We start from the raw sequence: 25,471 nt of genomic DNA on the forward strand, positions 1-25,471 counted from the left end.
GTGTTGGGATATTCGCTTGCCAGCAAGCTTCCCACAGCGGCTTCGTGGCGGATCCGTGGGAGCCCCGCTTGCTGACGAATTCCGGCCCTCTGGTGTTGGGATATTCGCTTGCCAGCAAGCTTCCCACGGCGGCTTCGTGGCGGATCCGTGGGAGCCCCGCTTGCTGACGAATTCCGGCCCTCTGGTGTTGGGATATTCGCTTGCCAGCAAGCTTCCCACAGCGGCTTCGTGGCGGATCCGTGGGAGCCCCGCTTGCTGACGAATTCCGGCCCTCTGGTGTTGGGATATTCGCTTGCCAGCAAGCTTCCCACGGCGGCTTCGTGGCGGATCCGTGGGAGCCCCGCTTGCTGACGAATTCCGGCCCTCTGGTGTTGGGATATTCGCTTGCCAGCAAGCTTCCCACGGCGGCTTCGTGGCGGATCCGTGGGAGACCAGCTTGCTGGCGAATTCCGGCCCTCGGGTGTTGGGGTATTCGCTTGCCAGCAAGCTTCCCACAGCGGCTTCGTGGCGGATCCGTGGGAGCCCAGCTTGCTGGCGAATATAGCGGCTTGGTAACCCCTTCCGTTACAGACCCGTGCCCATGATTGAAGCGCCGCGGCCCGCTAAGCCGCGATGAACCATAAAAAAGCGTTGTTAGTGCTTGCCAGGGCGTTGGGCCTGGTTTTGCATTATCGGCGTCCGGCGTCCGGCGTCCGGCGTCCGGCGTCCGGCGTCCGGCGTCCGACTTTCGACCCTCCCGCGCTTCCGTCATAATGCGCTCCCCGAACGGCCGGGAGCGCCCCATGACCGAGCAACGAGACGACATCTACGCCCAGCAGCGCGAACGCATCGAACGGTTTTCCTTCGATGAGCGGGTGGTGCGTGTCTTCCCCGACATGATCAAGCGCTCGGTGCCCGGTTACGCCACCACCATCGACATGATCGGGGTGCTGGCGGCACGGTACGCCCAGCCGGATACCTGCCTCTATGATCTGGGCTGTTCCCTGGGGGCCGCGACCCTGGCCATGGCGGCTCTGACGCCGCCGGATAAAGGCACGCTGGTGGCGGTGGACAACTCCCCGGCGATGATCGAGAAGGCGCGGGACCTGTTGCGGGATCAGGGCTTGCGGGACCGGGTCCAGTTGCGCCAGACGGATGTGGCGGGGATGAGCTTCGAGCCCACCTCGGTGGCGGTGCTCAATTTCACTCTGCAATTCATTCCCCTGGAGCAGCGCGATGAGCTGATTCAGCGTCTCGCCGATGCCACCCGCGAGGGCGGCATTCTGGTGCTGTCGGAGAAAATCCGCTTCGAGGACGAGGCCGAGAACGCCCTGCAAAGCGAATGGCATCATGCGTTCAAGCGCAACAATGGCTATTCGGATCTGGAAATCAGCCAGAAGCGCAGCGCCATCGAGGACGTATTGTTGCCGGAAACTCTGGCTGCCCATGAAGAACGGCTGCGCCGGGCCGGTTACCATGAAGTGCGGGTCTGGTTCCGCTGCTTCAACTTCATGTCCCTGGTGGCGATACGTTGATGCGGACTTATCTGACCGTGTTGGGCGAGGCCCTGGAGCAACACCTCGGTGAAGCGGCGGAGTCGGTGTTGGCGCTCAGCCGGGAGCGATTGATCGAGCGCCCTCACGGTGATTTGCCGCGCTGGCTGACGGCGCTGGAGCGGCTGCCGCCGGGGCCGGCACCCTGTGACTTTGCCCGGGATACGGTGACCATCGGCGAACCCGGCGCGGCCGGGGATACCGAGGCCCTGCACCAGGGACTTACCGGTCTGATCCCCTGGCGCAAGGGCCCTTTTTGCTTCTTCGGCGAGCATATCGACACCGAATGGCGGTCGGACTGGAAATGGCAGCGAGTGGCGCCGCACCTCAGCGACCTGCGCGGCCGGCGCGTGCTGGACGTGGGTTGCGGCAGTGGCTACCACGGCTGGCGCATGATCGGCGCCGGCGCCGACTGGGTACTCGGCATTGATCCCACCATCCTGTTTCTGGTGCAGTATCTGGCCGTGCGCCGCTACGCACCGGCGGCGCCGTTCTCGTTCGCGCCGTTGCGGATGGAGGAATTACCGGCGTCTCTGCAAGCCTTCGACACGGTGTTCTCCATGGGGGTGCTGTATCACCGCCGTTCGCCGCTGGATCACCTGCTGGAATTGCGTGATGCCCTTCGTCCCGGTGGCGAACTGGTGCTGGAAACCCTGGTGGTGGAAGGCGATGAGCGTACCGTACTGATCCCCGAAGGCCGCTATGCCGCCATGCGCAATGTGTTTTTCCTTCCCAGCACCGCTCAATTGTCGACCTGGCTGCGACGCACCGGCTTCGATCAGGTGCGCTGTGTGGATGAGTGCGTCACCACCACCGACGAGCAGCGCGCCACAGAGTGGATGCGCTTTCAGTCGTTGCCGGATTTCCTCGACCCGGACGACCCGTCCCGTACCCGCGAGGGGCTGCCTGCACCGCGCCGGGCAGTGATGATCGCGCGGCGAGCCCCCTGACCGCCGCTCTCGGCCGAGCCGTCCCGGCAGCCATGCCGGCGGCGGAACACAGGAGTATCATGGCGCTATTCACCCGGGGTGCGAGGTTGCCATGTTGTCCGTTGTTGTCGTTGCGTTGTCCAGTTCCGCCCTGACGCTGATCGTGGTGTCGCTGTGGGGGCATTTCTATTTTCAGCCGAAGCTGCGCCAGACCCTGGAAAAGGATATGGAAAAACAGGCCCGTCAGGCCGCCGAAGTGATTGGCGAAAGCGTGGAAGCGGCGGTCAAACGCGGCCTCGCCGACGGCCTTCGCAACCTGCCCACCCGTGAAATCCTGGAAGAAACCAGCCGCAGCCTGGCCCGCTCCGGCAGCGAGATCGTCGGCGAGCGATTGGGGAAGTTCTTTGGGAAGAAGGAACGGTGAAGATAGTTGACAGTTGATAGTGGACAGTTGGCAACGGAAAGAAATGCGGAAGTGCAAAAACCATTTGCGTATCAACAAAGTCGACTCATGCCTTTTCTGTGGGAAGCTTGCTTGCAAGCGAATGTCGCCAAGCGCTTGAACGAACCCCATTCGCTTGCAAGCAAGCTTCCCACAGCGGCTAAAGTCCACCTGTTTTTGTTTTCCGCTGTCAACTGTCCACTATCAATTGTCAACTGTTCTTGTTTCCCCACAGCCTGCCCAGCAGCAGGGCCAGCCCCAGGCTGAGCAGGGTCAGGGACAGGTAGTCGTGGGACAGGGTTTGCCAGAGGCCGTGCCAGTCCCCCTGGACGCGTATGAACGCGGTGCTGATCAAGCCCAGGCCGATCAGCAGAAAAGCCAGGTCCAGCCGGCGTGACCGGCGCAGTTCCTGGCGCATTTGCCGCAACTCATTCAGGAGGTCTTCCTGCAGCAGCCGCTGATCCGCCAACTGAGCGGCCAGTTCGCCGACCTGGGTGGGAAGGGTGGCCAGGCGTTCCAGCCAGGCCGGGTCTTCCCGGCGCAGCAAGGCGAGCAGATCGTGCAGGCGCACGTGATCATCGAGCCAGTTCCGGACCAGCGGCCACAGGCTGAATTCGCTGATCATTTGCTCGAGCCGCAGCAGCAGATCCTCGGGGCCGGTGATGCGCAGTTCCTCACTGCTGCTGTTGGGGGCCAGCAGCCAGTGGAGCAGGGCGCCGAGAGGGGCGCGGATACGCACATCCACCTGGCCTTCATAATCGGTGAGCAGTTCGATACCGTCGGCGTAGATCAGCACATACAACACCCAACGCGGTTGATCGCCACGTAAACGCACCACGGTGCCGTCCAGCGCCGCCAATTGATCACGGCCGCGGCCGTGGGCGGTGAGCACCTGATTGAGCAGGGTTTCCAGGGTGCCGTAGAGCAGCAGTCCGGAAAGTCCGGCGGTGGTGGGTGAAGCGGGCATGCCTGTCCTTATAACGTGTGCCTGATGGTATTGGGGAGAACCCCCGACAATGCAGTATGGCTTGTCGGCGGTGGAGTTGCCAAAAATTACGCGATAGTGGTGTCCGGAACGACCCTCGTGCCTATACTAGGACCTGTTCCCGGGACCTTAAACAGGCTTTTCGGACATCACATTGGCTGTTTTGACTCGGTACGGCGGTTACACGAACTGTTCGCCGGGAAGCTTGATCGTTAGAGTACTCCAGACTGGCGCCCGCCGTGCCGTTGGTAACCGATGCCAGGGGAGTCTTTACCCAGATGTTGGATTCTTTCTTTTCCCACCCGGACTTCTGGAAGTTATTCAGTATTCCGTTTATTGCCGGGGCGGTCGGTTGGATCACCAACTGGGCGGCCGTGCAGATGACGTTCTACCCCCTTGAGTTCATCGGTATCCGTCCAATCTTCGGCTGGCAGGGCATCATTCCGTCCAAGGTGGAGAAGATGGCCGGCATCGTGGTGGAGAAAACCCTGCAGAAGCTCGGCAGTCTGGATGAGTTCTTCCGCGAGATGGAGCCGGAGAAAATCGCCGCCCACCTGACCAAAAGCATCCAGGCGCGAATGGAGGAATACGTCGACGAGGTGATGACCGAGCGCAACTCCGTGCTCTGGGAGAACCTCCCCCTGGTGGTGCGCCGCCGTGTTTACAGTCGTGCCCGGCGAGCCATTCCCGCGGTGATGGACAATGTGGTCGAGGACATTAGCCGCAACCTGGAAAGCCTGGTGGACATGAAGCACATGATCGTCAGCCGCATGCGCGAGGATAAGGCGCTGATGGTGCAGATGTTCAAGGAAGTGGGTGAGCCCGAGTTCCGCTTCGTCACCAACTCCGGCTTCTATTTCGGTTTTCTGTTCGGTTTGATCCAGGTGCCGGTGTTTATTTTCGTGCCCGGCAACTGGGTGCTGCCGTTGTTCGGCTTTATCGTCGGTATCGCCACCAACTGGTTGGCCCTGAACGTGATCTTCCGGCCGCTGAATCCGGTTCGGGTGGGGCCATTCCGGGTCCAGGGGCTGTTCCTGAAACGCCAGAAGGACGTGGCGGAATCGTTTGCCCGGCTCACCACCGAGGAACTGGTGACGCTGCGCAATATTATGTATCAGGTGGTCAATGGGCCACGTGGTGACCGCACCAAGGCGTTGATCAAGCGTCATCTGAAGCCGCTGCTCAGTGGCGGCGTGGTGCGTACCGCGGCGCAGCTGACGGTAGGGCCGGGTGGCTACGCCGACCTCAAGCGCGCGGTGGAAGACAAGGCGGTGGATCTGGCGGTGGAGCCGTTCGAGGACGACAACTTCAACCGCGAACGCAGCTCCATCATCGAGCGCCTGATGTGTGACCGGATGCAGGCGCTCAGTTCCGAGGAATTCCAGGATCTGCTGCGCCCGGCCTTCCAGGAGGATGAGTGGATCCTGATTCTGGTGGGGGGGTTCCTTGGCGCCATGGCCGGGTTGGCGCAGTTGATCTTCGTGTTCGGGGTGGCCTGATCATGACCTCCCTGAGCCTGACTCCGGCGACCCTGGCGATGCTGCTGGTGGGCTGTGCCCTGATCTCCTCCCTGATCACGCTGAGCGTGGTGGGGCTGGCGGTGAAGTTCCGTCTCTGGCCGGCACTGGAACGTCATATCGACCGGCGCCTGGAGCAGGCGGGGCAGCGGCTGGAAGAGCGTCTGCGCCGCCGTGTCAGCGGCCTGGCCAAGGATCTGGCGAAGGGCGTGGGCGGTCTGGTGGTGGGGCGTCGGTCCCGCGAAGACGATCCCGGTCCGGACGCCTGAAGACGCCCTCTGTAGGACAATTCCCCCCGCCTTCCCAAGTGCTTTCCCTTATACTGTAAGGCGTTTTTCACAGCGTGCCGGTGAAGACCAGGGCGGTGCGCGCTTTCGGGAGAAGCATCATGTCCGATCAATCCAAGGACAATAATCAGGAAAAAAAAGACGAACGCGGCCCTCTGCGCAGCCTGTCCGGTGCTTCCCGGGATCTGCGTAAATACACCCATCAGATCTGGCTGGCCGGGCTTGGCGCCTTTGCCCGTGCGGAGGAAGAAGGCAGTGGTTTTTTTGATGCGTTGGTGGAAGCCGGTCGTCAGGTGGAAAAGCATACCCGTGAGAAAGCCCCGCGGGTGGAAGACATCAAGGAGCGGGTTCGTCATCACACCGGTGAGACCATGGACCGCATGGAAAAAGCCTTTGATGACCGTCTGAGCAAGGCGCTGTCGCGATTGGGCATTCCCAACAAGCGGGAAGTGGAGGCGTTGCAACGCCGGGTCCAGGAGCTGACAGATGCGCTGGAACGGATGGATGACGAGGAACCAGAGTCCGAATCCAAACCCCGGGACCCGGAATAAATCGTGTTCCCGGGATTGCCGCAGTCCCCCAAATTAGCGCCGTATTCGCTGGCAGGCGAGCTTCCCAGAGGGCTTATGGAACCGCTGTGGGAAGCTGGCTCGCCAGCGAATGGATTGGCCAGTGGATTGACTGTAAGCCGGTCATTCCAAACCGGGGACAGCCGCACGGCTCTTTTCCCCCGTCTATCGCCAGCTTATTCACATAGTTATCCACAGATGCGTTCGGTGTGCTTCACAAGGACGCGGCGAGTTATGAAAAATAACGCTTTTCAGCCACAGGGATGACCTGGAACAGGGCGGGGGCGAAAAATCGGGACCTTGGCGTCTGTTCACTATTGACATCGGCAAATCGGTCCGAAACTGTGCACAGCTCGTGGTGGGATGAGAAAGGCGGTAACAAAGCCGCCCAGAAGGTCTAAAATGCTTAAAGATGGGCTTATAACTAATTGAAAAATAAAGAATTTCTTTAATTGGTCAAAAAAACGTCAAATTGCGCAACCTCCCCTTATTAAGCTGTCATGGGGTGTTTTCCTCACTTTCTCAACAGGGTTATCCACAGTATCTGTGGAAAACCAGTATGGCCGTTCCAACTCTCTGATTTTTCCTCCGCCGGGACGGTCAAAATCACACCAATAAACAAGTAGTGGCGTACTGTCTGGCATGTGAGTCATCGCGCACCGGTTATGCACCGGATTATCCACAGAAGCTGTGGGTAATCTCAAGCGAAGCCGCTGAGTAATCCCCCGTCCACCAGGAACGATGTACCGGTGATGTAGGAAGCCTCATCGGAGGCCAGCCAGACCGCCACCCTGGCCACTTCCTCCGCCGAGGCAATGCGACGTACACCACGAACCAACTGATTGGCCCGCGCCACCGCTTCCGGGTTGCTGCCGGTGGCGCGCCGGAACATGGGCGTATCGGTGATGCCCGGCGCCACCACGCAGGCGCGCAGGCCCTGGGCGGCGTAGTCCAGAGTGGCGCTTTGCGCCAGCGCTTCCAGGGCGGCCTTGCTGCTGGCATAAGCGGCGCCACCCGGGCGCGTGGCATAGGCATGTTGGGAAGAGGTGATGATGATGCGCCCGGCGCCGCTCTCCAACAGTGGCGGGATCTGATACTTCATCGCCAGGAACACGCCGCGCAGATTGGTGTCATGGATGCGCTCCCAGTCCTCAAGCGTCAATTGATGCAGGGGTTTGAACAGCACCTCGCCGGCGTTGTTATAGCCCACGTCCAGACGGCCGTAGTGATCCAGGGTCTGCTCGATGAAGGCTCGGACCTGTTCCGGCCGGGTGACATCCGCTTCTATATAGAGCGCCTCGCCGCCCTGTCGGGTGATGTGTCGCTGTACTTGTTCGCCCAGCGCGGTGCGCCGGCCGCAGAAGGTGACCCGGGCGCCTTCTGCGGCGAACAGGCGGGCGGCGGCGGCGCCGATGCCGGAGGTGGCGCCGGTGATGGCGACGACCTTGCCGTTGAAACGGCCTCGCTGGCGCGGCGGTGTCAGGGGGGAGTCCGCCAGGGCGGAGCCGGCGGAGAGGGCGGCCAGTCCGGTGGTACCCAGCTTGAGAAAGCGGCGACGATCCGGGGTCATCGATTCATACCTTCGTGATGGTCAATGGGGTTCTCACTTTGCCCCTTGGCAAAATGGGGATAAATCGGTCCGTTCGCATGGTATTTTTGACGCCGAGTCATTAATGCGTGTTTGGCAAGGCGGTCTTCATGTCCCTGGAAACCACGGAAATCAGTGTCTTCGTCAGTGTGGTCAGGCTCGGCAGTTTCGCCCGCGCCGCCGAGGAGCATGGCATGACGCCATCCGGAGTGAGCCGTGTGGTGTCCCGTCTGGAGGAGCGGCTGGCGGTGCGTCTGTTGCAGCGGTCAACACGACGGTTGTCCCTGACCGAGTCTGGTGCCGCCTTGTTCCGGCGCGGCCAGCGTGTTCTGCATGAGCTGCAACAGGCGGAAAGTGAGGCCACCGCCGCCAGCCGGCATCCCAAGGGGGTTATCCGCGTCAACGCACCGGTGGTGTTTGGGCGGCAGCATATCGTGCCGTTGCTGAAGCCGTTGCGTGACCGCTATCCGGAGCTGTCGATCGAGCTGGAGTTGAGCGATCGCTTTATTGATCTCATCGACGAGGGGGTGGATCTCGCCATTCGCATTGGCGCGTTGGAGGATTCCCGTCTGGTGGCGCGCCGGCTGTGCTCTAACCGGCGTTTGCTGGTGGCCAGCCCGGCCTACATCCGCCGCCATGGCGCACCCCGCGAACCGAGCGAATTGAGCGAGCATCATTGCCTGATTTTCACCGCGCTGGAGCGGCCCCGCCAATGGCGTTTGTCGGGGCTGGAAGGGGTGGTGTCGGTGCCGGTCGCCGGCCCCGTGGTCTGTAATAACGGGGAGGTGCTGACCGAGGCCGCCAAGGCGGGGCTCGGTATCGCCATGGGGGTGACGTTCTCCATTGCCGACGCGCTGCTTTCCGGTGATCTGGTGCGGGTGCTGCCGGAGTATGAATTCGAACCCTCGGCGGTGCATGTGGTTTACCCGTCGGCACGGCAGCTCTCGCGTAAAGTGCGGGCGGTGGTGGACTTTCTGGCGGAGTCCTTGCCGGGGCCGCCGTCCTGGGATCTGGCGTTGCGCGGCAAGGTAGTGGGCTTCGAGCCGGCGCCCTGAGTCGCGATAGGTTCAACGACCGCCTGTTCTGAAGGCACGAGTGTGTTCTGCATTCGCTGCCAAGGCAGCTTCCCACAGCAGCTTCGTAGTTCCCTTTGTGGGAAGCTGCCTTGGCAGCGAATGGTGTGCCGGCGGATTGTGAGATAAAAGATTAATGAGCCTCCGGCAAGAATGCCTTGAGGTACTGGGGCTGTTTCATGGTTCCGCCGCCGCCTAGTCTGGGACCTCATGAACCTGGAGGAGAAACGGATGAGAAAAGCGGCGGGTATTTTTCTACTGTCGACAGGGTTGGCAACGGGCGCCCGGGCGGAATTGGCGCCGGAAGATCTGGTCTATCAGTTGGCGCCGACCACCGCGTTGAGCGCCGGTCTACTTGAAGGTAATACCCGCTTCAGCCGCATGCTGGCACTGGGGGACTTTGGCCTGGGCGCTTTGAGCCCGGTGGAAGGCGAGATCATCGTGCTGGGCGGCGAGGTGTATCAGGCTGATCCGGAAGGCCGTATCAGAGCCGTGTCGGATCAGGAGCAAACCCCGTTTCTGACGGTAAAGCGGTTTACCCGGGATCAGCGCTTCACTTTGTCGCAAGTGCGGGGAATGGCGCACCTGGCCCGTGCTCTGGATGCCCGGCTGCCATCGGCCAACGGCGTTTACGCGGTGCGGCTGGACGGGCGGTTTGAGACTCTGAGGTTGCGCAGCGTGCCCCGGCAAAAGCCGCCGTATCGGCCCATCGATCAGGTGGTGGCCGGGCAGAATCTGTATGAGCTTACCGATGTGGAGGGGACGCTGGTGGGATTCCGGTTGCCGGCTTACCTGGCGGCGGTCAGCGGTGCCGGCTATCACTTCCACTTCATTGACCGGGCGCGTCGCCGGGGCGGTCATCTGCTGGATTTGCGAGGCGAGGCGCTGACCGTGTCGGTGGACCAGGGAGCCGGAGTGACGTTGCTGTTGCCGGAAGACGAGGCCTTCGCCGACGCCGACCTGCGTTTGGACCCGCAAAGCACGGCCCGCTTTCAGCGAGCCGTGCGGGGGGAGAAGTAACGACGCGTTTATTGGCCGTACTGGCTGACATCCACTTTTGAGTAAACCTCGTCCCAGTACAGGTCCGCCAATGCGTCGCTGCTGTCCACGTCCTTGACCAATGTCATCCATTTTTCCAGCAGAGGGCGGAAGGTGGCGATCATCTCCGCGGCATCGTCCACGCCGTATTTCTTCTGGTAGTTGGTGGCGATGGTTTCCATGTCTTTTTCGATGAACTGTTCGGCGGTGCTGACCAGGGCATCGTCGGCCTCGTGCATGGCGATGCCTTTTTCTTTCGCCTGTTTGAGTGCGCGCTCGTCATCCACCCGGTAGTTCCAGGTGGTGTGTGCGTTGGAGTCGGCGGCGGCGTGCAGCAGCGCTTTACGTTGTGTCTCGGTGAGCCCCTGCCAGACTTTCCGGTTGGTGCTCAGGGACAGGCCGCCATAGATACCAAGGGGCGCGCCCAGGGTAATGTCGGTGGTGACCTCCATCAGGTTGAAGCTGATCAGCTCCGCGGCCGCTTGCATGGTGCAGTCCACTGCACCCTGGCTCAGGCCCTCGTAGATCTCGTTCACCGACATGGTCACCGGCGTGGCGCCCAGCGCTTCGGCCGCCCGGGCCCACTGCGCGCCGCCCACGCGGACCCGCTTGTCGCTGAGGTCCTTGAGAGTATCCACGGGCTTGTTGCAGAGAAAATAGTAGGGAGACGCCGCCGAGCCGCCGCTGAACACATGATCGTGAGCTTCCCATTCCGCGACGCATTCCGGGCAGTGCTCGAAGACGAACTCGCTGACCGCGCCAGCGTAGGCCAGGTTGGACAGGGATTTCGGGGCGCCCATCAGATCGGTGAGCATGGTCAGTTCGGCCACCAGATTAGTGCGCGGATACTCGGACGGGAAATAGGGGTAGATCATCGAGCCGATGTCGGTCATGCCTTTTTCCACTCCGCCGGACATCTCCGCGAAGCTGAGCAGCGACATCATATAAACCTTGGCGGTGAGATCGCCATCGGAGTATTCCTTCAGGGACTTGGCGAAATGTTCCGCCGACAGGCCGCCGATGGAGTTGGGCGCTGATCCGGTGGCGAAACGCAGCTGTTCCGCGTTGGCGCCGGAAGTCAACAGCAGGGCGGCGAGCGTGACAAGCAGGGTGGGGAAAGCGGGGCCGCGACGGGAGGTCGCGCCCCATGAACGAAATACCGACATGGGAATGTTCTCCTTCTTATATGACCCGGGATGGGCCTTTCATCCTGTCGGTGGAGAGAGGCAATTAACGTCGTCGGAATGGACGATTATCCGGCTCTGGTGACATCCGCGCCGACATCGTTCGATCCGACGATGGTCACGGCGTGGCCAGGGGGTTTAATGGGACAGGCAGGGCAATAACAAGGACAAGTCATGATTTTGCATTCCCGGCAGTGGATCGATCACTACCTCGATGAGGGGCGTTGGGGCCAAGGCACCTTATTGGAGCAATTCGACCAGAACCGCGCGGCCAACCCGGATCGTGAGGCGGTGGTGGATCCACCTGACCGGCCGGATCTGGTCGGTACGGCGGCCCGGTCATTGAACTACCGGACGTTTGGCCGGGCGGTGGACGCCACCGCCGCGGAACTGGCCCGGCGTGGACTTGGAAAGGACCATATCGTGGTGGCCCAGCTTCCCAATGTCTGGGAACTGGCCATGCTCTATCTGGCGGTGGCCCGCGCCGGTGGGGTTCTCACCGCACTGCCGTTGCAATGGCGAGCCACCGATGTGGGCTATGTGCGGGAGCTTACCGAAGCCCGCCTGTACATCGCCGCCGATCACGCCAAGGGCTTTGACTACATCGCCATGGGCAGGACGCTGGGCTTCGAGCAGTGTCTGTCCCTGGCGGAGCTGACCGCCATTGCCGAAGGGCCGGTGGGGTCGCCGCCGCCGCCGGTGACGGTGGACGCCAATGATATCTTCACCCTGTGCTGGACCTCCGGGACCGAGTCGCGGCTAAGAGCCTGTTCATAGTCTTTACGCCGCCGCGTTGCTGCTGGAAAAGCCGCCAGAGGGCGTTGGGGACTGAAGGCTCTGGTGGGTCCAAAGTCAAAGGCCACAGCGTCCTCTGGCGGCTTTTCCAGCGCAACCCGAAGGGCCGGGCCCCTTTTGCCGCCAGACCGCGATTACGCTTGTTTATGTAGAATGACTACACGGCACAATCGGAATCACGCCCTGACAACAAAATGAACTCCGGCGCGGCGGCGTAAAGACTATGAACAGGCTCTCCGGGCTGTCCTATGAGCCACAACAGCTGGTTCTCCCATATCGGTCCGCTGATGCGGACCTCCGGGCTGCGGGAAGGAGACCGGCAACTGTGCGTGGCGCCGCTGGTCAACATGACCGCTCTCGGTGTCAATTACGTGTCCTGGTTGGTCTCCGCCGGTACCTTGGTGCTGCATCATCCTCTGACCATGCCGGTGTTGTTGGAGCAACTCTCCGAGCAGGACATTCACTTCACCATTCTGGTGCCGGCGGTATTGAACATGATCGCCAAGCTGCCGGACGTGGACCGGATTGATCTGTCCTCGGTGCGCGCCATCACCACCGGCTCGGCGCCGCCGTCACTGTGGACGCTGCGGGAGTTCAAACGCCGCTGGGGCATTGAGATCATCAACATCTGGGGGCAGAACGAAGGCACCTGCCTGATTGCCGGACCGGCGGATGTACCGGAATTGGAGCGGCGGGTGGATCACCTGCCGTTCTGGGGCAGGGCCGGCTGCCACTGGCCGTCCGGCGTGGATGGGGTAAGCGTCAAGCTGCTCGATGACGACGATCGGGAAGTGACCGGGCCGGGGGAGATCGGTGAATTGTGTTACCGGGCCCCCAGTTTGTTCGCCGGTTATTTCAAGCGGCCGGATCTGACCGAAAAAGCGTTCACCGACGATGGTTACTTTCGTACCGGTGATCTGTTCATGATTCGGGATCGGTCCCATGTCGGTTTCCATGATCGCAAGAAGGACATGGTGATTCGGGGCGGCTTCAATATTTCCAGCGCTGAAGTGGAGAACGCGGTGCAGGCGCACCCGGCGGTACTGGACGCGGCGGTGATTCCGCAACCGGATGAAGTGATGGGGGAACGGGTATGTGTCTGCGTGGTGCCGCGGGAGCCGGCGTCGCCGCTCTCCCTGGAAGATATCCGCGGTTTCCTTCGTGAGTCCGGGATGAGCCTGTACAAGCTGCCGGAGGCGTTGCGCATCGTCGATGCGATCCCCCGCAATCCGGTGGGCAAGATACTGAAACGACAGTTGCGGGATGAGGTGGGGTAGGGACGGCGGTTGTTTTCACCCTCTCCCTTGAGGGGTTAGGGAGAGGGTGAAAGAATAACGACAAACAGACTCAGAAACGATATTCGCCGCCGTCGATGCCTTTCTGCGTGTCTTCGTTGAGGCGCTGGTAGCAGCTCTCGCCGGGCAGCAGCACGTAGACCGGATCGCTGTGCTTGCCGAGATCGTACTTTTCGTCCTTCAGCTTGTTTTTCTGGTGTTTGAAGGTGCCGGTGGTTTCTACTTCGTGATCGGTGATGCGCAGAAACACCGGAATGGCGTAGGGCGGCAGCTCGCGTTTGAGGTAGTCGCACAGAGCCTGGAAGTCCACGTCATCATGGGGGCGGTCCAGACGCAGCTCGGCCATGCCGGCGCGGCCGTTGGTGTCGGGGATTTCCACGCCGTACACCACGGACTCGACGATGGACTCAAAGCCGTCCAGTATCTGCTCCACTTCAGTGGTGGAGACGTTTTCCCCTTTCCAGCGGAAGGTGTCGCCGAGGCGGTCCACGAACTGGGCGTGTCGGAAGCCGATATCGCGCATCATATCGCCGGTGTTGAACCAGGCGTCGCCTTTCTTGAACACGTCGCGGAAAATCGCCTTTTCGGTTTTTTCCTTGTCGGTGTAGCCGTCGAACGGGGTCTTGTCGGTGATCTCGCCGAGCATCAGGCCGGATTCGCCCTTGCCCACCTTGATCATGAAGCCCTTGGCGTCGCGCATGGGCTGGTCCGCTTCCTTGTCGTACTTGACGATGGCGTAGCTGACCGGGGAGAAGCCCACGGTGTTGTCGAAATTGAATACGTTGGTGAAGGCCACGTTGCCCTCGGAGGAAGCGTAGAACTCCTCCACGCGCTCGATACCGAAACGTGCCTTGAAGTCTTTCCAGATACCCGGACGCAGACCGTTGCCGACAATGGTATGCACGCGGTTGTTGCTGTCGTCGGCTTTGCGCGGCTGTTCGTGCAGGTAACGACACAACTCGCCGACATAGCCGAACGCGGTGCAGTTATGCTGACGGATATCGTCCCAGAAGCGGCTGGCGGAGAACCGGCGTGCCAGCACCAGGCCACCACGGGCGGCGATCACCGAGGCCCAGCAAATGACCATGCCGGTGGCATGGTAGAACGGCAGGGTACAGTAGAGGCGGTCGTCCTTGTCCAGGCGCACGGCGGAATAGCCGAAAGCCCCGAACGCCTTTTGCCAGCGGCCGTGGTTGAAAACCACCGCCTTCGGCAGACCGGTGGTGCCGGAGGTATAGATGTAGAACAGCGGATCCTTGAGGCGGCTTTGATTGGTGCCGGCCGGGTTCTCGCTGGAGCAGTTCTGGATCTCGGTGGCCAGGTTCTTGTAGCCCTCCGGCGCTTCGCCCGGGTTCTGCAGGGTGTCGGCATCGGCCAGGTAAAAGAAGTTGGTTTTCAGATCCAGCTCGTCGCGGATTTCCTCGACGGCGTCGATCAGTTCGCCGCCGATGATGGCGGCCTTGGGTTCCACCAGATTAATACTGTGGGTGAGGACCTTGCCACGCTGGGAGGTGTTCACCAGGGCGGCGCAGATGCCCAGTTTGGCGCAGGCCAGCACCGTGGCCACCAGTTCCGGACGGTTCTCGATATCCACCACCACGGTGTCGCCTTTCTTCAGGCCAATGGAGGCGAAGTAATCAGCGATACGGTTGGCCCAGGCGTTGAATTGCCGGTAGGTGAGTTCGGTGTCCTGATGGATAACGGCAATGCCGTTGGGGTTGGCGGCGGTGGCGGCCTCGAATTCGACACCCAGCCCCAGCGGCTTGGTGGTGTCGGTGATCTTGCTCATTTTTGAGCCCTTCAACAGCCCGGGCAGGTTGGCAAGGATCTCGGGAACCTTCGACAGAATCTTCGGCAACGTAATGACGTCGGCGCTGCTCATGGCATCTCCACTCTCTGATTCTCTAATGTTCTTGGAATACCCGGGTCGCGCCGGGAGTCCACTACCAGCAAAGGGCTGAAAAGGGCTTCTCCGAGGGCGCGCGGCCGCCTTCTCCGGCGATGGAGGAGGGGGCTCGTGATAACTCGGAGATGACCAAATATTCGCGGCGAACAATCGTAAGTTGACCGCTAATGGGGCTACCATAACCGGCGCTCCGGAGGCGGGCAAGCAGTGATCGAACGGACCCGCCGGTCACCGCGTTGATTGGTTAAAACTTCACCAAACATGGCAAGGAAACCCCACGCCAGTCGCCATTCAAACACAGCCCGCGGATCAGAGCATTTGCCCGACCGCCGGGCAACCGCGTCAGGCCGGGCCGGTGTCCGCTTCCAGGAGCACCAGCAACTGCTGGCGCCGCACCTGATCGCCCATCGCCACCGCTACCTCGGTCACGGTGCCGTCGCAGTCGGCCTTGAGCACGTGCTCCATCTTCATCGCCTCCATCACCGCCAGCACCTGGCCGCGCTGTACCCGGTCGCCAACGCTGGCGGACAGGCTCACCACGGCGCCGTCCATGGGCGCGCTCAGCCGGCCGGAGCCGGGGCCGTCCAGGCTGGCGGCGGGCAGGTGGGTCAGATCCTGGAAGGACGCTTTGTCGGCGCCCTGTTGCAGCCACAGTTGGTCGCCGTGTTGGCACCATTGGAAGCGGCGGCGGATGCCATCCACTTCGGCGATCACGGAGTGGTCATTCACCTCCCGCGGAATCACCGTCATTTCACCGTCGACCCGGTCCCCGCGAAGCGTGAGGGTCCGGCGGTGCTCGCCACATCCCAATGTCAGCGGCTGTGCGCCAAGGATACTGGATTGCCAGCCACGGCCGGGCCCGGCCGGGCGCCGGTCCTGTTGCCGGGCGAGCAGTAGTGCCGCCACCGACCACAAGGCATCGCCGGGCGTTGTCGGCGTGAGACTGGGGTCGTCGGCGAAATCGGCGCCAATAAAGGCGGTGGTGGCGTCACCGGCGGCGAACACCGGGTGGCGTAAAATGGCGGCCAGGAACGCGCGGTTATCGTTGACGCCGGCCAGCACCGTGTCTTCCACCGCCCGCAGCAAGCGGCGCCGGGCTTCGTCACGGGTGGCGCCGTGGGCGATGATCTTGGCCAGCATCGGGTCGTAGTGGCTGCCCACCTGATCCCCTTCACGCAGGCCGTGATCCACCCGCACGCCTTCGCCACCGGCGGGACGCCAGCGTCGTACCGGGCCGGTCTGGGGCAGGTAGCCCTGGGCCGGGTCCTCGGCGTAAAGGCGAACTTCCATGGCGTGGCCGTTCAGAACAACCTGATCCTGGGTCAGCGGCAGGCTTTCCCCGGCGGCCACTTTCAATTGCCAGGCCACCAGGTCCTGGCCGGTGACCAGCTCGGTAACCGGGTGTTCCACCTGCAGACGGGTGTTCATCTCCAGAAAGTAGAACTCACCGTCGGTGCCGAGCAGGAATTCCACTGTGCCCGCGCCCACATAGCCGCAGGCGCGGGCGGCGTTGACGGCCGCGTCGCCCATGCGTTGCCGCAGGGCGTCATCCAGGGCCGGGGAAGGGGCTTCCTCCACCACTTTCTGATGACGGCGCTGTACCGAGCAGTCCCGTTCCCCCAGATGAATGACGTTGCCATGGCGGTCGCCGAACACCTGAATTTCCACGTGTCGCGGCGTGCTCACCGCCCGCTCCAGAATCAGCTCGTCGTTGCCGAAGCTGTTGCGGGCTTCCTGGCGGGCGCTGTTCAACTGCGCCGGAATCTCCGCTTCGTCGGTGACCACGCGCATGCCACGGCCGCCACCGCCGGCGCTGGCCTTGATCATCAGCGGCAGACCGATCCGCCGCGCTTCCCGCAGCAGCGTCTCGTCGCTCTGGTCCTCGCCCTGGTAACCGGGTACACAAGGCACACCGGCTTCTTCCATGGCGATTTTCGACAGCCGTTTCGAGCCCATCAGCCGGATCGCGGCCACTGGCGGGCCGATGAAGGTGATACCGGCGTCCTCGCAGGCCTGGGCGAAGTCGCCGTTCTCGGAAAGGAAGCCGTAACCCGGGTGTACCGCATCGGCGCCGCTGCGGCGGCAGGCATCGAGCAGAGCGTCGATGTTGAGGTAGGAGGCGGTGGCATTGGCCGGCCCGATACAAAGCGCTTCATCCGCCAGCCGTACATGGAGGGCATCGCGATCCGCCTCGGAATACACCGCCACCGTGCGATACCCCAGAGCCTGGGCACTGGCGATGACGCGGCAGGCGATTTCGCCACGGTTGGCGATCAGAATTTTGTCGAAGCTCATGGCGTTGGTTTCCTTTGCTTTATGTCATCGCGGTTCTTTCTGGTATGGAGAGGAGCGCCGGTGTCTGGTAATTCGCTTGCACGCAACACGCAACACGCAACACGCAACACATAAAAAGACATACTGGGGCAAAGACTTGTGGTTGCCCGGCGCTGCCGAGCAGTGTGTCGTTTCCAGGCCCGTATTCGCTGCAAGTATGGCGTGAAAGCGTGTTGCGTGTAGGCGTGCAAGCGAATTGCAGGCCCTGTGAACCGCTCGTCCGGCATCACGTCCAATCCGGTGCCCGTTTCTGCACGAACGCCAGTGTGCCTTCCTGGCCTTCCTCGCTGGTGACGGCGTCGGCGAAGTCCCTGGCGGCCTGATCGAGCACCGCGTCGAGGGGCCGCTCCTGCACGCTCAGCACCAATTGCTTGGTCACCCGGTTGGCGTGGGGGGCGCAGCGAAGGATTTGTTCCAGGGTATGCCGCAACCGCTGCTCCAACTCCTCGGTGGAATCGGCGACTTCATGCACCACGCCCAGGGCCCGGGCGCCGTGGCCATCAAAGCGTTCGCCGGTGAGTGCCAGCCGGCGGGCCTGGGTCAGGCCGATGCGGCGTACCACGAACGGGGCGATCTGCGCCGGGATCACGCCGAGGCCGGTTTCCGGCAATCCGAAGCGGGCATCACCGGCGGCCAGCGCCACGTCGGAAACGCAGGCCAGACCAAAACCGCCGCCGAGCACGGCGCCTTCCAGCACGCACACCAGGGCCGCTGGCAGCCTTTCGGCGCGGCTGACCATGGCGCCGAAACGCCGGTTCAGGGTGAAGAACGCCTGATCGTCGCCGGCCGCCGCCTGCTGACGGGCGCCGGCCATGTCCTTGATATCGCCGCCGGCGCAGAAATGGCCGCCGGCGCCACGCAACACCACGGCGCGAACCTCCGGATTGGCTTCCACCCAGTCGAACGCCGCCATCAGCTCATCGACCATGGTCAGGCTCATGGCGTTGCGGCTTTGCGGCCGGTTCAGGGTGACGAACAGGACAGAGCCGTCAGGGTTCAGGGTGATCGTTTCGGTTTCAGGTAGCGTCATAGTTGGTCTCGTTCGTGGCTTATTCTCTTGCACGCATCACGCTTGCACGCTGGCACGCCATACTTGCAGCGAATACGGGCCTGGAAACGGCACATCGCTTGGCAACGCCGGGCAACCACAAGTCTTTGCCCGAGTATGTCTTTTTGCGTGTTGCGTGTAAGCGTGCTGCGTGCAAGCGTGTCCCAATCAGCGTTTCTTGCCCGGCAGCGTATTCATGGTCTTACAGATGATGCCCAGCATGATCTCGTCGGCGCCGCCGCCGATGGAGCCGAGCCGGCCGTCGCGGTACAGCTGGCTGGCCGGGTTGTCCCACATGAAACCGTTGCCGCCCCAGAACTGCAGGCAGGAGTCCGCGACTTCCCGGGCCAGGCGGCCTACTTTCAATTTCGCCATGGACGCCAGCTGCAGCACATCCTTGCCGTTGATGTAGAGCTCACAGGCGCGGTAGGTGAGGGCGCGCAGAGCTTCCACCTCGGTTTGCAGTTCAGCCAGGCGGAAGTGCACGGTCTGATTGTCCAGCAGACTCATGCCGAACACCTTGCGCTCGCGGGCGTACTCGATGGTTTCGTCGATTACGTGTTCCATGCCCTTGAGGCTGTTGGATGCGGCGAACAGACGCTCTTCCTGGAACTGCATCATCTGCATCATGAAACCCATGCCTTCCTGGCCGATCAGATTGCGTTGCGGCACGCGCACGTTGTCGAAAAATACCTGGGCGGTTTCCGAGGAACGCATTCCCAGTTTGTCCAGTGGTTTGTCCACGGTGATGCCGGCGGCGTCCTTGGGGACCACGATCAGGGATTTGTTGATGTGCGGCTTGTCATCGGAGGTGTTCGCCAAAAGGCAGAAGAAATCGGCGCTGGGCGAATTGGTGATCCACATCTTGGTGCCGTTGATGACGTAGTCATCACCGTCTTTTTTCGCCGTGGTTTTCACCGCCGCCACATCGGAACCGGCCTGCGGCTCGGAAACGGCGATGGAGGCCACCATGTCACCGGCGATGGCGGGAGCGAGATAGTCCCGACGCAATTCATCAGAGCCGAAGCGGGCCAGGGCCGGCGTCGCCATGTCGGTCTGCACGCCCACCGCCAGCGGCACGCCGCCGCAATGCACCGTGCCCATCTCCTCGCTCATCACCATGCCGTAGGAATAGTCCAGCCCCATGCCGCCGTACTCCACCGGCTTGGTGACGCCGAGCAGACCCAGGTCGCCCATTTTCTTGAACACGTCATGGATCGGAAAACGGCCCGCCGCCTCCCATTCCTTTACATGCGGGTTGATTTCCTTGTCGACGAATTGGCGTACCGTGCGGCGCAGTTCTTCATGTTCTTGGGTGAATTTCATGACACACTCCTGCTTTGTGTTCTATTCGATTTGACTGACGTCCAGGCTGATTCTTTAGCCACTGTGGGAGATTGCTTGCAAGCGAATATCACTAAACGTCCGAGCGAACCCCATTCGCTTGCAAGCAAGCTCCCACAGCGGCTCATTAACTATTCACTGTTAACTGTCAACTTCATTCATAGTCTTGCCACGCCAAAGGTGTTGCCATTGAGCTGGCGGTGTTCCGCCTGACGGCAAATATCCAGAACATAGGCCAGCACCCGGCGGGTATCGCGCGGATCGATGATGCCGTCGTCCCATAAGTGGGCGGTGCCATAGAGCGCGGTGGATTGCGCGTCCAGTTTCTGCGCGGTGCTTTGCTGCAGCATCTCCAGCACTTTCTCATCCGGTTCGATACCGTTGGCCCGCTGTTTGGCTTCGGCGACGATGCGCAGCACCATGCCGGCCTGCTGGCCGCCCATCACCGCCACGCGGGAATTGGGCCAGGCGAAAATAAAGCGCGGATCCAGGCCCCGGCCGCACATGGCGTAGTTGCCGGCGCCATAGGAGCCGCCGATGACAATGGACATTTTCGGCACCCGGGCGTTGGCCACCGCCTGGATCATCTTCGAGCCGTGCTTGATCACGCCGTTGCGTTCGGCGTCGGTACCGACCATGAAGCCGGTGGTGTTGTGCAGAAACAGCAACGGTCGACTGCTCTGGTCACACAATTGAATAAACTGGGCCGCCTTGGCCGCGCCGCGCGGCGTGATCGGCCCGTTATTGCCCAGTACGCCCACGGGTTGACCTTCGATAGCGATCCAGCCGCATACGGTGGCGCCGTCCCAGTCGTTCTTGAAGTCGACGAAGTTGGAATCGTCGGCGATCCGTGCGATCACTTCGCGTACGTCGTAGGGTTTCTTGGCGTCGCTGGGCACCACGCCCAGCAGTTCCTCTTCGTCATAGCGGGGCGGTACCCAATCCCCGGCGGCCGGCGCATCGTCGCGCCAGCCGAGTACCCCCATCAGGTCCCGCGCCTGACGGATGCCGTCGGCATCGTCATCGGCCAGATATTCGGCGGTACCGGCCACTCCGGTGTGCATTTCAGCGCCACCCAGCGCCTCGTCGGTGGCGATCTCACCGGTGGCGGCTTTCAGCAATGGCGGGCCGGCCAGGAACATCTTGGCGCGGTCACGGACCAGAATGACGTAGTCGGAAAGACCCGGCTGATAAGCGCCGCCGGCGGTGGCGTTGCCATGCACCACGGTGATTTGCGGAATACCGGCGGCGGACAGCCGGGCCTGGTTGGCGAAGGTCCGCGCGCCTTCCACGAAGACCTCGGCGGCGTAGTTCAGATTGGCGCCGCCGGATTCCACCAGACTCACCACGGGGAGTTTGTTTTCCAGAGCGATACGTTGCAGGCGCAACGTTTTGTTCAGGCCGGAAGGGGTAATGGTGCCGCCCTTGATGGCGGAATTGGAGGCGGTCACCAGACAGCGCACGCCGGCCACATAACCGATCCCGGCAATACTGCCGCCGCCGGCCTCGGTTCCGTCCTTGTCATCGTGCATGCGATAGCCTGACAGATTCATCAGGCTGAGAAACGGCGAGCCTGGATCGAGCAGACGGGCGACCCGCTCATGGGGCAGCAACTGGCCCCGTTTCTCGAATTTAGCGCGCTTGGCTTCCGAGGCGTCCACCACGCCCTGCTCGATGGCGCGGAACTCCTCCACGGCCTTGAGCATGGCCTCCCGGCTTTCGCGGAAGCTGTCGCTGTTGACGTCCAGGCTGGTTTCCAGTACGGGCATGATCGGGTCCTGTCAGTATTCGCGGATTCAGTCTTGTTTGAAAATGGCGGGCGTGATGGCGCGGTGGAAGCCGTCGAAGGGCTCGCTGCGCTTATGTTCCGGCAACGGGAAAATCGCCACGTTGCCCTGGCTGGCGCCGCCGTCGATACGCAGCGTGTCGCCACTGATGAAGGCCGCGGCATCGCTGAGCAGGAAGCAGATCGCCGAGGATACTTCCGCTTCCACGCCCATGCGTTTCAACGGCACCGCGGAGCGCAGCGTTTTGAGAATGTTCTGGAACGCTTCTGGATAAGTGTCCATGCCAGAGGAGGCAATCCATCCCGGGGCTACTGCGTTCACCCGCACGCCGCAGCATCCCCATTCCACCGAGGCGGTCTTGGTGAAGTTGTCCATGCCGGCGCGGGCGGCGCCGGAGTGCCCCATGCCGGGCATGCCGCCCCACATGTCGGCGACGATGTTGACGATGGCGCCGCCGTGTTGGTTCATGCCTTGTGTGAACACTTCCCGGGCCATCACGAAGCCGCCGGTGAGGTTGGTGCGGATCACCGTTTCCCAGCCTTTCTGGCTGATCAGTGCCAGCGGCGCCGGAAACTGGCCGCCGGCGTTATTGACCAGACCATGCACCTGGCCCACCGCCTGGTAGATCTCCGCCACCGTCGCGCGCACCCGTTCCTCTTCCCGGATGTCGCAACTGAAATACAGGGCTTCGCGGCCGGTGTCCTGCTGTATTTCCCCGGCCACCTCGCGCAACTTGTCTTCGCCGCGGCCGATCAGTACCACCCTGGCGCCGAGCGCCGCCAATTCATGCGCGGTGCAACGACCAATACCGGAACCGCCGCCGGTGACAATGATGTTGCGGTCGGCGAACAGGTTTTCCCGAAAGACGGAACGGTAGGGCATGGGTAACAGTCCTTTATAGCTGTGTGGTCGGCTGAAATGTCACTGCGCTTGGCGCTGGGCTGGGCCAGACGCCAGACGCCAGGCGCCAGGCGCCAGGCGCCAGGCGCTAAAGTCAAAACCCGGAGCTGCTGGCGTTGCGGAAATAACAAAGCGTTTTCGTGCTTGCCAGGGCATTGGGTCTGGTTTTGCATTATCGGCGTCCGGCGTCCGGCGTCCGGCGTCCGGCGTCCGGCGTCCGGCGTCCGGCGTCCGGCGTCCGGCGTCCGGCGTCCGGCGTCCGGCGTCCGGCGTCCGGCGTCCGAAATAAAATCGCCCGCTCATGACACCCGCCTTGCTATTTCTTCGCTGACCGCCACCGGCATGTCCAGCAACTGCTGCGCGAACGCCTTGCCCTGCGGATCAATGCGCAGACTGGCGATGCCGCCGCCGCCCAGCGCGTTGCGCAGCAGGAAATTGAAGGCGTGCATGCCGGGCAGCTCCCAGCGGCTGACCGAGCCGGTTTCCGGATCGAGCACATGCCGCATGTAGTCCGCCACCGCGGCCTCACTCAGCGCCGCGCGTAAATAGGGCAGGTAAACCGGGTCCCGGGCGATAACGCCGATGTTGGCGTGGTTGCCCTTGTCGCCGGAGCGGGCCCAGGCCAGTTTCACCAACGGCACCTCGGTGTCGCCGGAGGCAGTCTCGCCGTCCGTTTGCGGGGCCGGTTTCGTCAGCGGCTCGCCGGCGGGAATGGCCACCGGCAGGGTCTCACCGTTGACGTCCACCGTGACCGGCACCTTCTGTTTACCGATAAGGGTGGAATAAAGACGAATACGGGGCATCGGCTTGGGCCGGCCGCCGACCAGACCGGACAAGCCCGGGGCCATGCCGGTGGCGGCCTGGGCGATTTCCCGGGCGAACAGACCCAGGGCCTTGCGGTCGTCGTGCAGGGCGGCGATTTTCACCACGACTTCGCGGCTGTCCTGGCGGCGCGCCTGGTTGCCGTAGGTGGCCTCGCTGCCGAGGATTTCCACGCTGACATCCCGGAAGGGCGCCAGCCCCGCCTGTTTGAACTGCGCCGCCACCTTGCCGAGGATGGCGTCGGCCACTACTTGGCCCTTGGCGGGGGCGTCGATGCCGCCCATCAGGAAAGAGGCGGTGATGCGTTGGCCGTCGGGGTAGGTAGCGGACACCTTGTAAGTGTCGGTGGGGGGCAGCCCGCGCGCGCCGCTGACTTTGACACGATCCGGCCCGTCCTGGGTGAGAGTGACGTTGGTGAAGTCGCAGACCACGTCGGGAAGGATGTACTGGCGCGGATCGCCGATTTCATAGAGCAGTTGCTCGCCGACGGTGGCGGGGGTGACCAGTCCCCCGGTGTCCGCCGGTTTGGTGATCACCACGGTACCGTCCCGGTGGCATTCGGCGACCGGGAAGCCCATGTTGTCGAAGCCGGGCACATCGCGCCAATCGGTGAAGTTGCCGCCGGTGCATTGGGCCCCGCACTCGATCAGATGGCCGGCCAGGGAGCCTTGGGCCAGCCGGTCATAATCGTTGTTGGCCCACTGGAACTCATGCAGCAACGGGCCCAACACCAGAGCGGAGTCGGCGATACGGCCAGTCAGCACCAGGTCGGCGCCAGCGTCCAGAGCGGCCTTGATCGGCAGGGCGCCAAGGTAGGCATTCATGGTCACGGTAATCGGCGGCAAGGCCGCGCCGGTGTCCATTTCCCGGCAGTCGGTGAACTCGGCCCGGCGCGGATTAAGATCGTCGCCTTCCACCAGGGCGATGTTCAGCTCGACGCCGGCCTCGGCGAACACCTTGCTCAGTGCATCCCGGCAGGCCCTGAGATTCACGCCGCCGGCGTTACTGATCACCTTGATGCCCTTGTCCTTGATCTCCCGGGCCAGCGGCGCCATCACCTGGGTGACAAAATCGTGGGCGTAGCCGGCGTTGGCGTCCTTCATGCGCGCCCCGGCCATGATCGACAGTGTGACCTCGGCCAGATAGTCGAACACCAGATAGTCGATATTGCCCTGGCGGACCAGTTGGAAGGCGGCGCTGTTGGTGTCGCCCCAGAAGCCGGCGGCGCAACCGATGCGGGTGATGTCGCTCATGGTGTTGTTCCTTCTTCCTTCCTTCATGACGAATGGGCCGGTGACGGAGTGGCTCAACACTACCAAGCAAGCGCTTGGTATGTAAATATGGAATCGGCTATGACCATTGACTGAAACGCTCAGGGGCCCGACCCAATAGGCCAGAGGTGGGGGGCGTAGTTAAAGGGCCGGACGCCAGACGCCAGACGCCGGACGCCGGACGCCAGACGCCAGACGCCAGACGCTAAAGTCAAAACCCGGGGCTGCGGGCATTGCGGGAATAAAAAAATTGCTGGGAGCAATTTCAACGTCGCTCCGGCGGGGGCTCCCGTATTGCCCGGTTACCTCGAAGACCTCCATTCAGAGGTGGCTACAGCGCCGCTGTGGGAAGCTTGCTGGCAAGCGAATCGCCAACGGCTCAGGGCATTCGCGGCCAAGCGGAGCGCCGCCCGGGCCGCTTCCCACAGCAGTTTCGTGGCGGACCTGTGGGAGGCCAGCTTGCTGGCGAATTCCGGCCCTCTGGTGTTGGGATATTCGCTTGCCAGCAAGCTTCCCACAGCGGCTTCGTGGCATGATCCGTGGGAGACCGGCTTGCCGGCGAATATAGCGGCTTGGTAGCCCCTTCCGTTACAGACCCGTGCCCATGATTGAAGCGCGGTGGCCCGCCAAACCGCGATGAACCCTAAAAAGCGTTTTAGTGCTTGCCAGGGCGTTGGGTCTGGTTTTGCATTATCGGCGTCCGGCGTCCGGCGTCCGGCGTCCGGCGTCCGGCGTCCGGCGTCCGGCGTCCGGCGTCCGGCGTCCGGCGTCCGGCGTCCGGCGTCCGGCGTCCGGCGTCCGGCGTCCGGCGTCCGGCGTCCGGCC

Annotated in this window: 20 protein-coding genes and 1 pseudogene; 11 read left to right on the forward strand and 10 right to left on the reverse strand. The window is 62.5% G+C overall.

Annotated features, from left to right (window positions below):
* The first annotated feature begins 782 nt into the window (after positions 1-782).
* From cmoA to E0L37_RS20720, 3 genes are all read left to right on the forward strand, one after another.
* Positions 783-1,514, forward strand: coding sequence for a carboxy-S-adenosyl-L-methionine synthase CmoA (gene cmoA / locus E0L37_RS20710; protein ID WP_166643111.1), 732 nt, complete (start codon positions 783-785; stop codon positions 1,512-1,514).
* Positions 1,514-2,482 carry a tRNA 5-methoxyuridine(34)/uridine 5-oxyacetic acid(34) synthase CmoB gene (cmoB, locus tag E0L37_RS20715; RefSeq protein WP_133493544.1) on the forward strand — a complete coding sequence of 323 codons (969 nt, stop codon included), beginning with the start codon at positions 1,514-1,516 and terminating at the stop codon, positions 2,480-2,482. Before cmoA ends, cmoB begins: the two co-directional genes overlap by 1 nt.
* Before the next feature lie 91 nt (positions 2,483-2,573).
* On the forward strand, positions 2,574-2,885 hold the full coding sequence (locus tag E0L37_RS20720) for a hypothetical protein (RefSeq protein ID WP_133493545.1): 312 nt from the start codon (positions 2,574-2,576) through the stop codon (positions 2,883-2,885).
* A gap of 229 nt (positions 2,886-3,114) precedes the next feature.
* Here E0L37_RS20720 and E0L37_RS20725 read toward each other — a convergent pair whose 3' ends face one another.
* The gene (locus E0L37_RS20725; protein ID WP_133493546.1) at positions 3,115-3,870 is read right to left on the reverse strand and encodes a hypothetical protein; all 756 of its coding nucleotides are present in this window, start codon (positions 3,868-3,870) and stop codon (positions 3,115-3,117) included.
* Positions 3,871-4,166: 296 nt separating this feature from the next.
* Here E0L37_RS20725 and E0L37_RS20730 point away from each other — a divergent pair, with 296 nt between their 5' ends.
* From E0L37_RS20730 to E0L37_RS20740, 3 genes are all read left to right on the forward strand, one after another.
* On the forward strand, positions 4,167-5,387 hold the full coding sequence (locus E0L37_RS20730) for a hypothetical protein (RefSeq protein WP_133493547.1): 1,221 nt from the start codon (positions 4,167-4,169) through the stop codon (positions 5,385-5,387).
* 2 nt (positions 5,388-5,389) lie between these two features.
* Positions 5,390-5,674, forward strand: a complete 285-nt coding sequence (locus E0L37_RS20735) for a hypothetical protein (RefSeq protein WP_236564091.1) — start codon at positions 5,390-5,392, stop codon at positions 5,672-5,674.
* Between the two features lie 119 nt (positions 5,675-5,793).
* Positions 5,794-6,243 carry a phasin family protein gene (locus tag E0L37_RS20740; protein ID WP_133493548.1) on the forward strand — a complete coding sequence of 150 codons (450 nt, stop codon included), beginning with the start codon at positions 5,794-5,796 and terminating at the stop codon, positions 6,241-6,243.
* A 718-nt stretch (positions 6,244-6,961) separates the two neighbouring features.
* Here the strand turns inward: E0L37_RS20740 and E0L37_RS20745 are convergent.
* The gene (locus E0L37_RS20745; protein WP_133493549.1) at positions 6,962-7,831 is read right to left on the reverse strand and encodes an SDR family NAD(P)-dependent oxidoreductase; all 870 of its coding nucleotides are present in this window, start codon (positions 7,829-7,831) and stop codon (positions 6,962-6,964) included.
* Positions 7,832-7,959: 128 nt separating this feature from the next.
* On the opposite strand from E0L37_RS20745, the gene E0L37_RS20750 reads away from it, so the two are divergent.
* Together E0L37_RS20750 and budA are read left to right on the forward strand one after the other, a co-directional pair.
* Positions 7,960-8,904 carry a LysR family transcriptional regulator gene (locus E0L37_RS20750; RefSeq protein ID WP_133493550.1) on the forward strand — a complete coding sequence of 315 codons (945 nt, stop codon included), beginning with the start codon at positions 7,960-7,962 and terminating at the stop codon, positions 8,902-8,904.
* 249 nt (positions 8,905-9,153) lie between these two features.
* Positions 9,154-9,942, forward strand: a complete 789-nt coding sequence (budA, locus tag E0L37_RS20755) for an acetolactate decarboxylase (protein ID WP_159660832.1) — start codon at positions 9,154-9,156, stop codon at positions 9,940-9,942.
* Between the two features lie 8 nt (positions 9,943-9,950).
* Here the strand turns inward: budA and E0L37_RS20760 are convergent, their stop codons facing one another.
* Positions 9,951-11,126, reverse strand: a complete 1,176-nt coding sequence (locus tag E0L37_RS20760) for a C4-dicarboxylate TRAP transporter substrate-binding protein (RefSeq protein ID WP_133493552.1) — start codon at positions 11,124-11,126, stop codon at positions 9,951-9,953.
* A gap of 192 nt (positions 11,127-11,318) precedes the next feature.
* Here E0L37_RS20760 and E0L37_RS20765 point away from each other — a divergent pair, with 192 nt between their 5' ends.
* The 3 genes and pseudogenes from E0L37_RS20765 (at position 11,319) to E0L37_RS21895 (ending at position 13,216) form a co-directional block, all read left to right on the forward strand.
* Complete coding sequence (locus tag E0L37_RS20765; protein ID WP_133493553.1) at positions 11,319-11,921, forward strand: AMP-binding protein; 603 nt, start codon at positions 11,319-11,321, stop codon at positions 11,919-11,921.
* Between the two features lie 260 nt (positions 11,922-12,181).
* Positions 12,182-12,784: pseudogene (locus tag E0L37_RS20770) on the forward strand (AMP-binding protein); the annotation flags it as partial.
* A gap of 126 nt (positions 12,785-12,910) precedes the next feature.
* Complete coding sequence (locus E0L37_RS21895) at positions 12,911-13,216, forward strand: hypothetical protein (protein WP_305015922.1); 306 nt, start codon at positions 12,911-12,913, stop codon at positions 13,214-13,216.
* 70 nt (positions 13,217-13,286) lie between these two features.
* On the opposite strand, the gene E0L37_RS20775 is transcribed toward E0L37_RS21895, so the two are convergent.
* The 7 genes from E0L37_RS20775 to E0L37_RS20810 all read right to left on the reverse strand — a co-directional run bounded on the left by E0L37_RS20775 (position 13,287) and on the right by E0L37_RS20810 (position 24,628).
* Positions 13,287-15,116: a long-chain-acyl-CoA synthetase gene (locus E0L37_RS20775; protein ID WP_133493555.1), complete on the reverse strand. Its 1,830-nt coding sequence runs from the start codon at positions 15,114-15,116 to the stop codon at positions 13,287-13,289.
* Between the two features lie 366 nt (positions 15,117-15,482).
* Positions 15,483-17,435, reverse strand: a complete 1,953-nt coding sequence (locus E0L37_RS20780; RefSeq protein WP_133493556.1) for an acetyl/propionyl/methylcrotonyl-CoA carboxylase subunit alpha — start codon at positions 17,433-17,435, stop codon at positions 15,483-15,485.
* A gap of 265 nt (positions 17,436-17,700) precedes the next feature.
* Positions 17,701-18,504 (reverse strand): enoyl-CoA hydratase/isomerase family protein, encoded by an 804-nt coding sequence (locus E0L37_RS20785; RefSeq protein ID WP_133493557.1) that lies wholly within the window; start codon positions 18,502-18,504, stop codon positions 17,701-17,703.
* Between the two features lie 186 nt (positions 18,505-18,690).
* Positions 18,691-19,848, reverse strand: coding sequence for an acyl-CoA dehydrogenase family protein (locus E0L37_RS20790; RefSeq protein WP_133493558.1), 1,158 nt, complete (start codon positions 19,846-19,848; stop codon positions 18,691-18,693).
* 176 nt (positions 19,849-20,024) lie between these two features.
* A complete protein-coding gene (locus E0L37_RS20795) occupies positions 20,025-21,635 on the reverse strand; it encodes an acyl-CoA carboxylase subunit beta (protein ID WP_133493559.1) in 1,611 nt (536 codons plus the stop codon).
* A 27-nt stretch (positions 21,636-21,662) separates the two neighbouring features.
* Entirely contained in the window at positions 21,663-22,535 is an 873-nt protein-coding gene (locus E0L37_RS20800) for an SDR family oxidoreductase (RefSeq protein ID WP_133493560.1), read from the reverse strand.
* Positions 22,536-22,852: 317 nt separating this feature from the next.
* Complete coding sequence (locus E0L37_RS20810; RefSeq protein ID WP_133493561.1) at positions 22,853-24,628, reverse strand: acyclic terpene utilization AtuA family protein; 1,776 nt, start codon at positions 24,626-24,628, stop codon at positions 22,853-22,855.
* Positions 24,629-25,471 lie beyond the last annotated feature (843 nt).

It is taken from the genome of Alcanivorax sp. 24 (assembly GCF_004360225.1).
GTDB lineage: Bacteria > Pseudomonadota > Gammaproteobacteria > Pseudomonadales > Alcanivoracaceae > Alloalcanivorax > Alloalcanivorax xiamenensis.

Bases quoted from the DNA above. Each gene is read 5' to 3' on its own strand.
- cmoA (WP_166643111.1), top strand. From the start codon at position 783: ATGACCGAGCAACGAGACGACATCTACGCCCAGCAGCGCGAACGCATC.
- cmoB (WP_133493544.1), top strand. From the start codon at position 1,514: ATGCGGACTTATCTGACCGTGTTGGGCGAGGCCCTGGAGCAACACCTC.
- E0L37_RS20720 (WP_133493545.1), top strand. From the start codon at position 2,574: ATGTTGTCCGTTGTTGTCGTTGCGTTGTCCAGTTCCGCCCTGACGCTG.
- E0L37_RS20725 (WP_133493546.1), bottom strand. From the start codon at position 3,870: ATGCCCGCTTCACCCACCACCGCCGGACTTTCCGGACTGCTGCTCTAC.
- E0L37_RS20730 (WP_133493547.1), top strand. From the start codon at position 4,167: ATGTTGGATTCTTTCTTTTCCCACCCGGACTTCTGGAAGTTATTCAGT.
- E0L37_RS20735 (WP_236564091.1), top strand. From the start codon at position 5,390: ATGACCTCCCTGAGCCTGACTCCGGCGACCCTGGCGATGCTGCTGGTG.
- E0L37_RS20740 (WP_133493548.1), top strand. From the start codon at position 5,794: ATGTCCGATCAATCCAAGGACAATAATCAGGAAAAAAAAGACGAACGC.
- E0L37_RS20745 (WP_133493549.1), bottom strand. From the start codon at position 7,831: ATGACCCCGGATCGTCGCCGCTTTCTCAAGCTGGGTACCACCGGACTG.
- E0L37_RS20750 (WP_133493550.1), top strand. From the start codon at position 7,960: ATGTCCCTGGAAACCACGGAAATCAGTGTCTTCGTCAGTGTGGTCAGG.
- budA (WP_159660832.1), top strand. From the start codon at position 9,154: ATGAGAAAAGCGGCGGGTATTTTTCTACTGTCGACAGGGTTGGCAACG.
- E0L37_RS20760 (WP_133493552.1), bottom strand. From the start codon at position 11,126: ATGTCGGTATTTCGTTCATGGGGCGCGACCTCCCGTCGCGGCCCCGCT.
- E0L37_RS20765 (WP_133493553.1), top strand. From the start codon at position 11,319: ATGATTTTGCATTCCCGGCAGTGGATCGATCACTACCTCGATGAGGGG.
- E0L37_RS21895 (WP_305015922.1), top strand. From the start codon at position 12,911: ATGGTGATTCGGGGCGGCTTCAATATTTCCAGCGCTGAAGTGGAGAAC.
- E0L37_RS20775 (WP_133493555.1), bottom strand. From the start codon at position 15,116: ATGAGCAGCGCCGACGTCATTACGTTGCCGAAGATTCTGTCGAAGGTT.
- E0L37_RS20780 (WP_133493556.1), bottom strand. From the start codon at position 17,435: ATGAGCTTCGACAAAATTCTGATCGCCAACCGTGGCGAAATCGCCTGC.
- E0L37_RS20785 (WP_133493557.1), bottom strand. From the start codon at position 18,504: ATGACGCTACCTGAAACCGAAACGATCACCCTGAACCCTGACGGCTCT.
- E0L37_RS20790 (WP_133493558.1), bottom strand. From the start codon at position 19,848: ATGAAATTCACCCAAGAACATGAAGAACTGCGCCGCACGGTACGCCAA.
- E0L37_RS20795 (WP_133493559.1), bottom strand. From the start codon at position 21,635: ATGCCCGTACTGGAAACCAGCCTGGACGTCAACAGCGACAGCTTCCGC.
- E0L37_RS20800 (WP_133493560.1), bottom strand. From the start codon at position 22,535: ATGCCCTACCGTTCCGTCTTTCGGGAAAACCTGTTCGCCGACCGCAAC.
- E0L37_RS20810 (WP_133493561.1), bottom strand. From the start codon at position 24,628: ATGAGCGACATCACCCGCATCGGTTGCGCCGCCGGCTTCTGGGGCGAC.